Source organism: Aquabacter sp., from assembly GCF_965279295.1.
In the GTDB taxonomy this organism is placed as follows: domain Bacteria; phylum Pseudomonadota; class Alphaproteobacteria; order Rhizobiales; family Xanthobacteraceae; genus Aquabacter.
The window spans coordinates 314,017-327,185 of record NZ_CBDIHQ010000015.1 but is presented as its reverse complement, the minus strand read 5'-3'; the positions used below and the strand labels follow the sequence as shown (position 1 = coordinate 327,185).

Sequence of the window (13,169 nt, the reverse complement as noted above, 5' to 3'; positions counted from 1 at the left end):
CCTTGAGAGTCCTCATCACCGGCTTCGGCCCCTTTCCCGGCGTGCCGCGCAATCCGGCCGGCGTCGCCGCCCGCAGCCTCGCCAGCTTACGCCGGCCGGCGCTCGATGGCTTGGAGCGCGAACTCATGCTGCTGCCGACGCGGTGGGATGCGCTGACGGACCTTGATGCGCGCATCGCCAAATTTGCCCCCGATGTCGTGCTGCTCCTGGGCGTCGCCGCACGGCGGCAGCGCATCGATATCGAGACCCGCGCGGTCAACGGCGCACGCGGCGTCGATGCCGCCAAGGCTCGCGCGGCTCACAAGCTGGCCCCGAACGGGCCGGACACCCTCGCGATTCGCGCCAGTCCCATGTCCTTGGTGCACGCGCTGCGCGGCCAGGGGCTGGCGGCGGGCCGTTCACGAGATGCCGGACGCTATCTCTGCAACGGTGCCTATTACACCGCCCTCGCCCGACTCGATGGATCGGCGCGGGCGGTCTTTGTGCATCTGCCCGGACGCGGCCCTTCAGCGCGCACCGAGCCAAGCCGTGTTGTGTTCGCCCTCTCGCAACTGCTGCTGGCGCTGGCAAAGCCTTAGACGGCTTCGGTTTTCAGTGACCCACCCGGCGCTGGGACCCGTGACCGCCATTTTCCGTTTGGCGACAGGGACTACCCCCGCTATAGGAAGGCCCGCGCGGGCGTGGTGGAACTGGTAGACGCGCCGGACTCAAAATCCGGTTCTGGAGACAGAGTGTCGGTTCGATTCCGACCGCCCGCACCATCAAATCAGAGAACACTGATATTTCCAGATCTCGCCGCCATCGCGTAAGCCAGGATCGCAGGCCGCGTTCAACACCCCTTTCGCCATCGACGGTCGGCACCAGCCCTTGGCTCTGAAGTAACCTGGCCTTTGACTGCGGTTGCAATCCTCATCCTGGCCCCGAAGGAAAAGAAAAGTTAGCTGTCAGCTTCGAGTGCCGCTCGATACGCTTCCTCGAACCACCCGATACGCTGTTCATACGCGCTTAGATTCTGTTCCGCGGAGACTTGGTGTGCCAAGCGTTGCTGCCCTTCACAAATAACGTTGTCCTCATTCATTATTTTTCGTGCATAGTATACTGCTATGGGTAGAAGCAGTTTATCAGTGGTAAATCTGGAAAAACGACTGATACGAGTCTCATCTGTTTCAAATGGCGCCTTGAACATCCAGACATGGGCCTCTGACTTCGTCTCACTCACGGCAACGTAGCGCGTGATCGTGACGTACCAATTGCCGGCCCCAAAAAGGTTCGTGGCGTTTGCCAGAGAAATCACCGTATTCGGGAATATATTTAATATTACATACTGATGCGGCTTGTAAGTATGGCTGACGCATAGCCTTTGCATTTCCTCCCAACAGTCATCACGCTCTGTTGCAATAAAAGAACTGTGGCGCCCGAAGCGATAATATTTCACACGCTCCGGTTTTATATAGCCATTCTTGCCAAACGTGGTCGGATGAACGGCCACGACGTGATAATCATCGAGACTAATATGATGTGAGAATTTCCAATTGGCCGCTATTTTCAACTTAAATCGGGTAGCCGGCTGCTTTTGCCTGCTCATTTCTTTGAGTATCGGGTAGCCCTCGGCCAAAAACTCGGAAAGCGTCTCCGTCGCCGTGTCGGATGGCATGCGAACGAAAATCAGGTCACCACAGCAATCGAGATCAAGGCGGGTTATGGCGTGTCCGAGATCCCGGGGGATCGCCCCGTCATACAAGGCCGGGCACATAGGTATGCCTATTGCTTGCCCGTCCTTATTGTAGCGCCAATGATGAAAACCACAGACGATCGGTCCATTTCCGCGCTCCCCTGTCCTCAGCGGATAAAAACGATGGGCACATTGATTGACGAAGCAACGTAACTCGCTGCCAAAGCGCTGCACGAAAACTGATCGCCCACCAACTGTTGTAGTAAACCAGTCGCCATCAAGGGGTATATCTGATGAAACCCCTACAAATGACCAGATCTTTGAGAACGCCTCCTGCTCGCGTTTGAAGCCTTCCGCGCTGACGGCAGCGCGAATCCAAAGGGGGCGATTTTTTTCGTCGCTGGCGGGATCGTTGATGGCTTCGGTTGGCATAGGCGCGATCACCAATCGGATCGGTTGATCCGCCCTCTACCTCATCAGCCGTCTCACGTCTGAGAGGGCTCCGCCGAATGGAACGCCCGATCTCCCAATGACCGAGCATGCCAAAGCGATACTGCACGCCTGCGTCACGGATGGCTACCCGGCAAGCCCTCGCCCCACTGCCGCAGTTTGGTGGGCAGTTCGTTTTTCCGGCGCCTGTAAATAAGCACTCCGTCCTAGAATGGCGCGATGGCGCCGCTGAGGGCGCTGGCCGCTTCAGCCACAAGGGGGGAAAACCGCTTGGCGAAGCTTTCCGGGCTCCATTCCGAGAGACTCCCCGCCACATGCACAGCCGCCACCGGCCGGGCACGGTGGTCGAGAACAGCGCAGGCCACCGCCACTTCGCCGATCAGGCTCTCGTCATAGACCAGCGATGCGCCCTCCTTGCGGGCGCGGTTCACCTGCCTGCGAATCTCCACGGGGTCGGTGATGGTCTTCGGCGTGATAGGAATGAGGTTCGAGCGGGCGAGGATGCTGTCCACCTCGCCATCCGAAAGCCGCGCCATGATGGCGCGCCCGCCGGATGAGCAATATGTGGGAATGCGCCGGCCGATCAGCGTGGCGTAGAAGGTCTGCCGCTTGCTCTGGCGGCGGATCGCATAGCAGATCGTGAGGTCATCGAAGATCGAAAGGTCCACCCGCTCGTGGGAGGTCTGCTGAAGCTCGTTTAGCACCGGCGTCGCCCGCTCGATCAGCGGCCAGGAGCGTAGGAAGTCGAACGAGCGGTCCAGCACCTTAGGCCCCAGGCAGAAGCCGCGCCCGTCCAACCCTTTCCTGAGATACCCCAGCTGCAACAGCGTATAGGCCATACGCTGCACCGTGCTTTTATCGAGCTTGGCAAAGCCTGCGATCTCCTGGAGGCTCATGGGGCCGGGGTGGGCGGAGAACGCTTCCAGCACCGCGATGCCCTTGCCTAGCGAGTTGACGAACTGGCGTGGGTCGATCGCCGAAGCCTCATCCGCGGAGAGCCCCTTTACGGCGTCTGAGGAGTTGACAAACCCGCTCAAGGGGCGTTCCTTTCTACAATAATAAAAACGATCGTATTGTATATCAATACGCAAATATCAGATGGGGACTCACATGGCAAGCGGTCTTGCAACGTGCGGGATGGCCCCCGCAGTTTTTGATCTTCGTCCTTCTTTCGCCAGCGTCGGCGCGGGCTTTTGCTCGACTGTCAACGCAATGCGATTGCATGATCACATGGGGCCGGCGCGATGACGGATCTTCAAAACACAGACACCCTTCCCGCCCCCGGCGCCCCTCCGCGCGGCATTTCCGTGCGCGGCGTCATTGAGCGGTTCGGGCCGTGGATTCTCACGGCGTGCCTGCTGGGCTTCTGGGAATTTGCAGTCCATTTCTTCAAGGTGCCGGCCTTTCTGCTGCCTGCGCCGACGCAGATCGTCATGCTGATGATCAAGGAGTGGAACCTGCTGTGGATGCACAGCGTGGCAACAATCACCTCCATGGTCTCAGGTTATGTCTGCGCTGTGGTCTTCGCGCTGCTGGTGTCGTCGGTGATGATCCGCTTCCCCCTGGTGGAGAAGTGCGTGATGCCGATCTTCGTAGCGCTTCAAAGCGTGCCGAAGATCGCCATCGCCCCGCTGATTCTGGTTTGGGTGGGGGCCGGCTTCCATTCCAAGCTTCTAGTGGTCACGGCCATCGCCTTCTTCCCGATCGTCATCAACACCATGACCGGGTTCAAGGAGGTCGACAGGGGGCTGCGGGAGGTCTTCAGCTCCGTGGCGGCGAACGAGCGGCAGATCTTCTTCCAGCTCCGCCTGCCCTATGCCCTGCCGTATATCTTCGCGGGCTTGCGCATCGCCACCACCCTCGCGGTGCTGGGCGCCATCGTCGCCGAGTATCTCGCGGCCTCGAACGGCCTCGGCTATCTCGTTCTGTCGGGCAGCTTCAACTTTAATACCGCACGCTCTTTCGCCGCGATCTTTGCGCTGGCGGCCATCGGAACAAGCTTCTTCTGGCTGATGACGTTCATCGAATCCCGTCTGTCATGGAAGCGTCGCGCCTCAAGCGACCACACCACCCATGATTAGCCGTTCCCGGCCCCGCACTACAGGAGCAGACCATGACCTTGGCTGAGGCAGGACATGCAGCGACATCGCGGGCGGACGTTGGAGCGGCCATCGGCATCTCCAATGTTACCGTGGTCTACGGCGCCGGCGGTGCCGCGCCCGTCACCGCGCTGAAAGGCATCAACCTTGAGGTGAAGGATGGCGAATTCGTCTCGCTGATCGGCCCCTCGGGCTGCGGCAAGAGCACGCTTCTCAAGGTGGTGTCCGATCTCATGCGACCGACCGGTGGGCAGGTCACCATCGGCGGCGCTTCACCGAGCGAGATGCGCAAGGCGGGCAAGCTGGGGCTGGTGTTCCAGCAGGCCAATCTGATGCCCTGGCTGGATATCCGGCGGAACATTGGACTGCTCAAGTCACTGGTTTCCGGCAAAGGCGGCAAGGTCTCCAGCGCCGGCGACTCCGTGGACCAGCTGATCGACGTGGTTGGCCTCACCGGCTTTGGTGAGAAGTTTCCCCACCAGCTTTCCGGCGGCATGCAGCAGCGTGCCGCCCTGGCGCGAGCGCTGGCGCTGGACCCGGCCGTACTGCTCATGGATGAGCCCTTCGCCGCCCTGGACGAGATCACCCGCGACCGCATGGCGTTCGAGCTGATGCGGGTGTGGCAGCAGTATCGCAAGACGGTGCTGTTCGTGACCCATAGCCTGGGCGAGGCGGTTCTGCTGTCCGACCGGGTGGTGTTGATGAGCCCGCGTCCGGGCCGCATCCACCGCATCATCGATATCGATCTGCCCCGTCCCCGGACGCCGGAAACCCGGCTGACGGAAGGGTTTTCCAAGCTGGTCCTGGAGCTCAATCGCGAGCTCTACGAGGTCATGTCCTGACTTTCCCGACACATGCATAAGGGGGTCTCTATGAAGGCCGTTCCCTCCCTGACGGTGGGCGATGATCCGCGCGAACGCGGACGTCTCCACGGCACGCGGTTCGCGCACGATATCGCCGCCAATCTCGAAACCTACCTGCGCCGCTTCGAGGCCTCCGGCCTCGACCGCGACACCGCCTTCCTTGAGGGGAACCGCTGGTTCGCCTCGATCAAGCGGCAGAACACCGAATATGCCGAGGAGATGCGGGGCATCGCCGAGGGCTCAGGTCACGGCGATGCCGCCATCGCGGTACTCAACGCGCGCTACGAACTGGCCTTCACCCTGTTCGGCCGCGACGCCGCCCGCAACGAGGCGTTGCGCAAGGAGTTGCTGACGGTGGGTCCCGACGGCTGCACCACATTCGGCCTCCTGCCTGATGTGACGGCGGACGGCCACACCTGGCTTGGCCAGAACTGGGACTGGCTGGAAGGGGTGCATAATCGCAACCTCGTGCTGCGGGTGCGCCGTAAGGATCGGCCGAGCTTTGTTTGCTTCACTGAAGCCGGCATCGTCGGCGGCAAGATGGGCGTGAACGAAGAAGGCATCGGCCTTGTCGAGAATGGCCTGGCCTCCTCCAACGACGGCGTGAACCCCTACGAGAAGCCGTTCCACATGCGCTGCCGGGAGGTGATGGACGCATCGCGCTTTGATGATGCCATGCGGCCCATCCTCGACACCAAGCGCACCTGCTCGGCCAATTTCATGATCGGCCATCCCGATGGCGAGATCATCGACATCGAGACCAGCCCAAACCACGCCACCTACATCCATCCCGAGAGCGGCATCGTCACCCACTCGAACCATTTCGTGGGCGGCGGGCATGGCGAATCGCAGATGGAGAAGATCGCCCCCAACACGCTTTATCGCTCCTCCCGCATGCGCCGCCTGCTCTCACGTACCGGCAATGCGATCACGGTGGAGGATATGAAGAGCGCGGCGCAAGACCACTTTGGACATCCGAACGCCATCTGCCGCCATCCCGACGACACCCAACCCACAGCGAAGCGCACCATGACCACGGGAGCGGTGCTGATCGACTTGAACACCCGCACCATGCACGTCGCCAACGGACCGCCCTGCACCTATCCGTACGTGCCATTTACCATCGACGGGGAGGAGTGAACCCATGAACCCGAACATCCCGGTCCCGCCGAGCCCCATCGTCGAGCGTCCGTTCTCGCGCATGGACGAGCCGTTCCCCTGGCCGAACGGCGCACGCTGCGCGGTTATGCTGACCTTCGACTTCGACGCGGAGACGCTCTGGTTCTCCCGTGATCCGGACAATGCCCGCAAACCCGGCATCCTCAGCCAGGGCATCTATGGCGGGCGTGTCGGCGTCCACAAGGTGCTGGACCTGATGAAGGAGGAGGAAACCCCCGCCACCTTCTTCACCCCCGGCTGGACCATCGAACGCTACCCCCAGGCGATCGAACGTATCCTCGCCGAGGGTCACGAGCTTGGCCATCACGGCTATCTCCACGAATGGGTTGATCCCGACTTCCCGGCTCTGGAAGAGGAGGCCATGGACAAGGGCCTCGACGCCATGATGCGGGTCGCCGGCATCAAGCCCAAGGGCTTCCGCTCGCCCGCCGGCGAATCCAGCACCAACATGATCCGGCTGCTGACGGAAAAGGGCTTCCTCTACGATTCCACCCTCATGGACGGCATCGTGCCCTATCGCCACGAACTCGCGGACGGCAAGCCGGGCGTGGTGGAAATTCCCTGGCACTGGTCCATCGACGATGCGGTGCAGGCACTGTTCTCGGTGCGCAATCCGCGTCCCATGCAGACCAACAGCCATATTCTCGAAGTCTGGCTCGAGGAATTCTACGAGATCTACCGCTGGGGCGGACTGGTGGACGTGGTGATGCATCCGCAAATCACCGGGCGACCCTCGCGTATCGCCATGCTGCGCAAATTCATCGCCGAGGTACGCAAGCTTCCGGGCGTGTGGTTTGCAACCGGCACTGAGGTGGCGGAAGCCTATGTGGCGGCCGAAGCCAAGCTCTGACCCGGCACCAAATTTCAAGTTAGAGAACCCGCGACCCAATCAGCTTGCCCTGCAAGCTGGTTGGCGCGTGCTCCTGAGGGATTAAGGAAACATCATGGCTCAACGCCAGATCCGAATTGCAATGAACGGCGTGACGGGACGGCTGGGACAAAACCAGCACCTCGTCAATTCAATCGTCGCGATCCGCAAGGAGGGCGGCATTGCGCTCTCCAACGGCGACCGGCTGGTGCCCGAGCCGATCCTCATCGGCCGCAACGCCGAGAAGCTCGAAAAGCTCGCCGCCGCCCACGGCGTCGCGGAATGGTCCACCGATATGGCGGCGGTGCTGGCGGACAAGAGCGTCGATATCTATTTTGACGTCGCCGCCACCGCCGGCCGGCTCGGCCGGACCATGGAGGCAATCGCTGCCGGAAAGCACATCTATCTTGAGAAGCCGGTTGCGGACACGTTGGAGGATGCGCTCGCCATCGCCCGCGCGGCGCATTCCGCAGGGCTCAAGAATGGCGTGGTGCAGGACAAGGTGTTCCTGCCGGGCTTCCACAAGCTGCGCAAGGTGCGGGATTCGGGCTTCTTAGGCCGCATTCTCTCGGTGAAGCTCGACTTCGGCTGGTGGATCTTCGACGGTGAGCTGTTTCCCTCCCAACGCTCCTCTTGGAACTACAAGAAGGCGGAAGGCGGCGGCCTCGTCCTCGATATGTTTCCCCACTGGCGCTACATGATCGACGGCATGGTGGCTCCACTCACAGCCGTTACTTGCCGGACCCGCACCAGCACCCCGGTGCGCCGCGACGAGGCCGGCAAGCGCTATGACGTGGACGTGGAAGACGAGGTCGCCGCGACCTTCGAACTGGAAGGGGGAATCTTCGCCCAGGTCAGCAGTTCATGGGCCACGCGGGTACGCAAGGACGACATGCTGACCCTCCAGGTGGACGGGACCAAGGGCTCTGCAGTGGCGACGCTGCACCGCTGCTTCATCCAGTCCGAAGCGGCGACCCCGAAGCCGAGCTGGAACGTGGACGTGCGACTGAATCAGGACCTGTTCAGCCAGTGGCAGGAAGTGCCCGACGTGGATGTCTATAAGAATAGCTACCGTTGCGGCTGGGAGCTGTTCCTGAAGCATGTGGTCGAGGACGCGCCCTTCCCCTCCCCGCTCCTGGCGGGCGCGAAGGGCCTCCAACTCGTTGATGCCTGTTATCAGTCCAACCGCGAGCGGCGGTGGGTGGACCTTCCACCCCTCGCGCTCTAGGCGGTGGCGATGGGCGCCCCTTCAGCGAGCCGCCAGGGCGGTCTCGAGAAGGATGTCCATCGTGTCCGCTCCCAAGCTCCGGCGACCCGTCTCAAGGTCGCCAAGCAGTTCCAGCATTCTGCGCGTCACGGGAATGGCGATGCCGTGTGCCTCCGCCTGTGTCAGCATGGGTTCGAACTGCACCGAGAGTTCCGGCACGCGGCCCTGGACGATTTGGGTCCAATATCCGCTGTGCTGCTTCGCCGAGCCCTTGAGGCGCGACAGGACGGCGTCGATGCAAGCCTCCTGGCCCGCCGGATCACTGGAGCCCAGCGCGTTGGGCTGGAACCATGGCGCGTCCTGCGCGGGATGCCCGCTCGCGGCTGCGACACCTGTCACCTCCCGCGCGATGCCGACAGCGATGGGCCGCAGGCGCGGATCGCTCAGGAACGCCGCCGTGAGGCCGTCGTTCATGGCCGCTGCGCCCAGCAGTGCACCGTAGGCCATCTTGGTCCACACCACCCCGAAGATATCGTCGGAAACGTGGATGTCGGGGTCAAAATCGTTGAATATGTCGAGCACGCCATCGAGCGGCGGCCCGCGCTCCGCGTCCAGCGTTCCGAGCGTCAGGCTCGCCCGCGCGCCGTAGGTTACATGCCCAGGCCCATTGAAATCGGCCGGCAGGAAGAAGGACGCCGCAACGGTGCGCTCAACGCCAGCGCCACGCGCCACGTCTCGCGCACCCAGGCCGTTCTGGCAGGACACGACGATGCCGTTCGCCGAGAGATGCGGCAGCAGGGCAGCCATTGCTTCATTGGTGTGGAGCAGCCGGACCGCCAGGAGGATCATCTCGAAGCTGCCTTCCACATCCTCAGGCCGGAACGCCGGTGCGCCGATGGTCAGGTTCACGACAGGCCCGTCGATGGTGAGACGACCCTCGCGAATGGCTGCGACCTGGGCATCGTTCACATCAACGAAAACAACCCTCCGGCCTGCTTTCACAAGGTGCGCACCGATGGTGGAGCCGATTGCCCCGGCGCCCCACACCAGAATGGGTTTCTGCCTATAAAATTGATTTTCAACAATTTTTCTCATCTCACAACCGCCCTTCCTCGCGAATTTAGCTTGGCTTCCGAAGCCATGTTGAAAGATATCAAATATATGATATCACAAACGCGGTCACTTCCATGGGGCGCGTTTAACATGCAACGTTACGACGGGGTCATCATCGGTGCGGGGCACAACAGCCTGGTTATGGCGGCTTACCTCACAAAGGCCGGCCTGAAGATCGCGGTGCTGGAGCGCAACGATCGCATCGGTGGCGGCTGCACCACCGAAGAGCCGACGCTGCCAGGCTATCGCTTCAACATTCATTCGAATTTCTACATGGGCTTCCGCCACTCGCCCTTCATGCGAGACCTGGAGCTTTATCGCTACGGCTTCTCCTTCATCGAGCCTCTGGTGCAGCAGGGCACCATGTTCAGGGACGGCAAATGCATCGTGCTCCAGCAGGACCTGGAAGCGAGCTGTGCCGCCATCGCCCGCTTCTCCAAGCGCGATGCCGACACGTTCCGTGACCTCTCGATCCTTTACGACCAGCAGATGCGCCCGCTGCTCACCTCGCTGCGCTACACCGCGCCGCTGGCACCGGATGTGCTGCGCGACCGCCTTTCAGGGCCTCAGGGCAAGCAGTTCCTCTCCCATTCCCAGTTCGACCTGTTCGGCGTGATCAAGAACTATTTCGAGGAAGAGCGGGTGCGGACCATGTTCGCCGCTCTCATGCATGTCGGCACCATCGAGAACGCGCCCGGCGCGGGCTCCATGTTCCCCGGCACCATGGCCGCGGTGCGTGGCTACACCCTTCCTTCGGGCGGCTCGGCCTCGTTCACGCGCGCGCTTGCCCGTGTGCTGGAGGCCGGCGGCAGCACGGTCATCACCGATGCCGACGTCCGCGAGATCGTGGTGAAGGATGGCCGGGCCACCGGTGTGCGGCTCGACACCGGCGAATATCTCGAGGCCACGCGCTTCGTCGCCTCCGGCATCGACGCGCCCACCACAATGCGCATCTCCGGCGAGGAGAATTATTCCCAGAGCGTGCGCGACAAGCTCAACAATTGGTATTGGGGGAACCATTCCTCGGTCACGCTGCATCTTGCCCTCAAGCGCCCGCCCACCTACCGCAGCGCCGCCTACGACCCCAATGTGGGCAAGGCGTTCAATACCTTCTTCGGCATGGACAGCCTGGACGATATCGAGTCTTCGTTCCATGACTGCGAGACCGGCCGCTTCCCCAAGACCCTTATGGGCAACGGCGCCTGCAACAGCGCAGTCGATCCGCTCTACAGCCCGGCCGAGGGGCATGTCGCCTTCTGGTGGCCGTTCGCCCCCTATTCCGTGGACGGTAGCCCCGGCAACTGGGACGCCCACGGCGAGGAATATGCCGCGCGGCTGCTTGAAGACTGGCGCGTGCACGCCGACAATCTGGACGGCGACAACATCCGCGCCAGCCACCTGTGCACCCCGCTCGACTATGAGCGGTTGAACATCAACATGGTGCAGGGCGCAGCCAGAATGGGCGCCTGGGTACCAAGCCAACTCGGCATCAACCGGCCGCACCCGGAACTCTCCGGCACACGCACGCCCATCGCCGGCCTCTATCTCTGCGGCTCGTCGACAACCGGCACCGGCGGTGGCCTCAACGGCGCGCCCGGCTACATCGCCGCCAACGCGGTGGTGGACGACCTTAAGCTCGAACGCACGTGGACCCAGGTGCCGGCTCCCGAGTGGAGGCACTGAGGCCATATTACGTAAGATAAGCGAAAGCTGCGCAAAGCAGCTCGAAACCTTCTTTCCAGACCAGCACGATGGAGGGGTACAATGACGTGCAACCGACGTTCGTGGTTATTGGGTGCCGCGCTTGCATTGACCGGCGTTTTCGCCGCCGTCAGCCCAAGCTTGGCGCAGACGCAGAAGCCTTTGGACAAGGTGATTCTGCGCATCAATTTCACGCCATGGGGCATGCATGCCCCTTACTTTTACGGCATAGCCAAGGGCTTCTACCGGGACGAAGGGATCGATCTTGAGATCCGTCCGCCTTCCGCTGGACAGCAGAACGAAGGCTTCATCGCCTCGGGCCGCGAGCAGTTCGGCGTCACCAATGCCGATGCCTTCACCCGTGCCAAGGGCAGCGGCCTGCCGATCGTCGCGATTATGGCGGAACAGCCGGACACGCCGTTCGGGGTAGCGTCGCACAAGTCCGACAACATCACGCAGCCAAGCCAGTTGAAGGGCAAGAAGATCTCCTGGTTCCACCAGAACGTGAAAGGCCTTCTCCTCCCGCTGCTTAAGGCTGGGGGTCTGACGATCAATGACATCGAATTCCTCACGATCGCCCCGGGCACGGAAACGCAGATGCTCGCCGCACGGCAGGTGGACGTGATGTGGGCGCAAATCCACGGCCAGCCGCTGACCATGGAGATGCGCGGTTTCCCCACGAACATGATGGCGCTCAAGGACTACGGCGTGAAGTTCTACGGGGTGTTGATCTACACCAACGAGAACCTGATCAAGACCAACCCCGACCTTGTGCAGCGCTTCGTCAGGGCAACCGCCCGGTCGATCTCGGCCGCCATCGACAATCCAGACGCCGCGGTGGCGGAGGTCATCAAGGTCTCACCGGACCGCGACCAGAAGCTTGAGACGACGAAGCTCAAGATTATCCATAGCCAGTTCTACAAGTCCCCGGACTTCGCCGAGCGCTTCGGCAAGATGAACGACGACAGGTGGCAATCCACCATCGACTATCTGAAGGACGCGGGCGATCTCGGCCAACCCCTCAAGCCGTCCGACATGTACACCAACCAGTTCATCGACGGCGCGAAGGAAACCTCGGAACTCGCGCAGAAGATCAAGTCCACCGGGACGCAATGAGGCAAGAAGGCGGCCGGCGCGCGCCGGCCGCCTTTTGACTAACACCAACGATGACGCGCGCCCGCGCGCGCCCAAAAGCCTTTGTCTTAATTAGCGCCAGCCCGGAGTAGAAAAACTATGGGTATGCATGACAGCCGCATCGCCCTCGTCACCGGCGGCGCCGGGTCAATCGGCCGGCAGATCTGCCGCCGCCTCGCCGAGGCCGGAGCCACGGTGATCGTTGTCGATCAGTCCGACCGTGCGTCCGCCTTCGCGGCGGAACTTGTTGCAGAAGGATTCAAGGCCGAAGGTCTGGTCTGCGATGTCTCCGACGAGGCCGGGGTCGCCGCGCTCGCGGCAGAGGTTATCAGCCGCCACGGCAGGGTCGACATCCTCGTCAACAATGCCGGCATCGTGTTGCGCAAGCAGGGGCAGAAAGTCCCCGCGCTCCAGCTTTCCCTGGACGATTGGAGCCGGGTCATCGCAGTAAACCTCACCGGCGCCTTCCTGTTCGCGCGCGCCTTCGTGCCGCTGATGATGGAAGCCGGCTGGGGGCGTGTCATCAACATGTCCTCCATGGGCGGGCGGGTCGGCTCGCGGATCAACGGAATGCACTATTCCGCGTCCAAGGCGGGGCTGATCGGCATGTCCCGTACGCTAGCGCTGGAAGTATCCCGATCCGGCGTCACGGTCAACGTCATAGCGCCCGGCCGCATCGCCACGGAAATGAACACGTCCGAGGGCACGTCCGATGCGCTCATCGACACCTTCATTCCCGCCGGACGCCTTGGCGTCCCTACGGAAGTGGCGGCCTGCGCGCTCTACCTTGCATCTGAGGATGCGAGCTATGTCACAGGAGCCATTCTGGACGTCAACGGCGGCTGGTATATGCCGTGATGCTTGATTCTCGATCGGCCGTGCG

12 protein-coding genes and 1 tRNA gene are annotated in these 13,169 nt (G+C 62.1%); 10 read left to right on the top strand and 3 right to left on the bottom strand.

The window, feature by feature from the left end; translation table 11 throughout:
• Positions 1–2: 2 nt before the first annotated feature.
• Together ADADO0_RS12195 and ADADO0_RS12190 are read left to right on the top strand one after the other, a co-directional pair.
• Positions 3–578 carry a pyroglutamyl-peptidase I gene (locus ADADO0_RS12195; RefSeq protein ID WP_511305416.1) on the top strand — a complete coding sequence of 192 codons (576 nt, stop codon included), beginning with the start codon at positions 3–5 and terminating at the stop codon, positions 576–578.
• A 96-nt stretch (positions 579–674) separates the two neighbouring features.
• A tRNA-Leu gene (locus tag ADADO0_RS12190) sits at positions 675–761 on the top strand.
• A gap of 176 nt (positions 762–937) precedes the next feature.
• Here the strand turns inward: ADADO0_RS12190 and ADADO0_RS12185 are convergent.
• Positions 938–2,104, bottom strand: a complete 1,167-nt coding sequence (locus ADADO0_RS12185; RefSeq protein WP_511305415.1) for an aromatic ring-hydroxylating oxygenase subunit alpha — start codon at positions 2,102–2,104, stop codon at positions 938–940.
• A gap of 224 nt (positions 2,105–2,328) precedes the next feature.
• Positions 2,329–3,159: an IclR family transcriptional regulator gene (locus ADADO0_RS12180; protein ID WP_511305414.1), complete on the bottom strand. Its 831-nt coding sequence runs from the start codon at positions 3,157–3,159 to the stop codon at positions 2,329–2,331.
• A gap of 207 nt (positions 3,160–3,366) precedes the next feature.
• Between ADADO0_RS12180 and ADADO0_RS12175 the strand changes: the two genes are divergently transcribed.
• The 5 genes from ADADO0_RS12175 to ADADO0_RS12155 all read left to right on the top strand — a co-directional run bounded on the left by ADADO0_RS12175 (position 3,367) and on the right by ADADO0_RS12155 (position 8,359).
• A complete protein-coding gene (locus tag ADADO0_RS12175) occupies positions 3,367–4,203 on the top strand; it encodes an ABC transporter permease (protein ID WP_511305413.1) in 837 nt (278 codons plus the stop codon).
• 32 nt (positions 4,204–4,235) lie between these two features.
• Positions 4,236–5,063, top strand: coding sequence for an ABC transporter ATP-binding protein (locus ADADO0_RS12170; protein WP_511305412.1), 828 nt, complete (start codon positions 4,236–4,238; stop codon positions 5,061–5,063).
• 30 nt (positions 5,064–5,093) lie between these two features.
• The gene (locus ADADO0_RS12165) at positions 5,094–6,224 is read left to right on the top strand and encodes a C45 family autoproteolytic acyltransferase/hydrolase (RefSeq protein ID WP_511305411.1); all 1,131 of its coding nucleotides are present in this window, start codon (positions 5,094–5,096) and stop codon (positions 6,222–6,224) included.
• Positions 6,225–6,228: 4 nt separating this feature from the next.
• Entirely contained in the window at positions 6,229–7,113 is an 885-nt protein-coding gene (locus ADADO0_RS12160) for a polysaccharide deacetylase family protein (RefSeq protein ID WP_511305410.1), read from the top strand.
• Between the two features lie 94 nt (positions 7,114–7,207).
• Positions 7,208–8,359: a Gfo/Idh/MocA family protein gene (locus ADADO0_RS12155; RefSeq protein ID WP_511305409.1), complete on the top strand. Its 1,152-nt coding sequence runs from the start codon at positions 7,208–7,210 to the stop codon at positions 8,357–8,359.
• 21 nt (positions 8,360–8,380) lie between these two features.
• Here ADADO0_RS12155 and ADADO0_RS12150 read toward each other — a convergent pair whose 3' ends face one another.
• Positions 8,381–9,433, bottom strand: coding sequence for a ketopantoate reductase family protein (locus ADADO0_RS12150; protein WP_511305408.1), 1,053 nt, complete (start codon positions 9,431–9,433; stop codon positions 8,381–8,383).
• 108 nt (positions 9,434–9,541) lie between these two features.
• Here ADADO0_RS12150 and ADADO0_RS12145 point away from each other — a divergent pair, with 108 nt between their 5' ends.
• The 3 genes from ADADO0_RS12145 to ADADO0_RS12135 all read left to right on the top strand — a co-directional run bounded on the left by ADADO0_RS12145 (position 9,542) and on the right by ADADO0_RS12135 (position 13,144).
• Positions 9,542–11,134 carry a phytoene desaturase family protein gene (locus ADADO0_RS12145; protein WP_511305407.1) on the top strand — a complete coding sequence of 531 codons (1,593 nt, stop codon included), beginning with the start codon at positions 9,542–9,544 and terminating at the stop codon, positions 11,132–11,134.
• Between the two features lie 189 nt (positions 11,135–11,323).
• Positions 11,324–12,268, top strand: a complete 945-nt coding sequence (locus ADADO0_RS12140; RefSeq protein ID WP_511305475.1) for an ABC transporter substrate-binding protein — start codon at positions 11,324–11,326, stop codon at positions 12,266–12,268.
• A 117-nt stretch (positions 12,269–12,385) separates the two neighbouring features.
• Positions 12,386–13,144, top strand: coding sequence for an SDR family NAD(P)-dependent oxidoreductase (locus tag ADADO0_RS12135; RefSeq protein ID WP_511305406.1), 759 nt, complete (start codon positions 12,386–12,388; stop codon positions 13,142–13,144).
• The last annotated feature ends 25 nt before the right edge of the window (positions 13,145–13,169 follow it).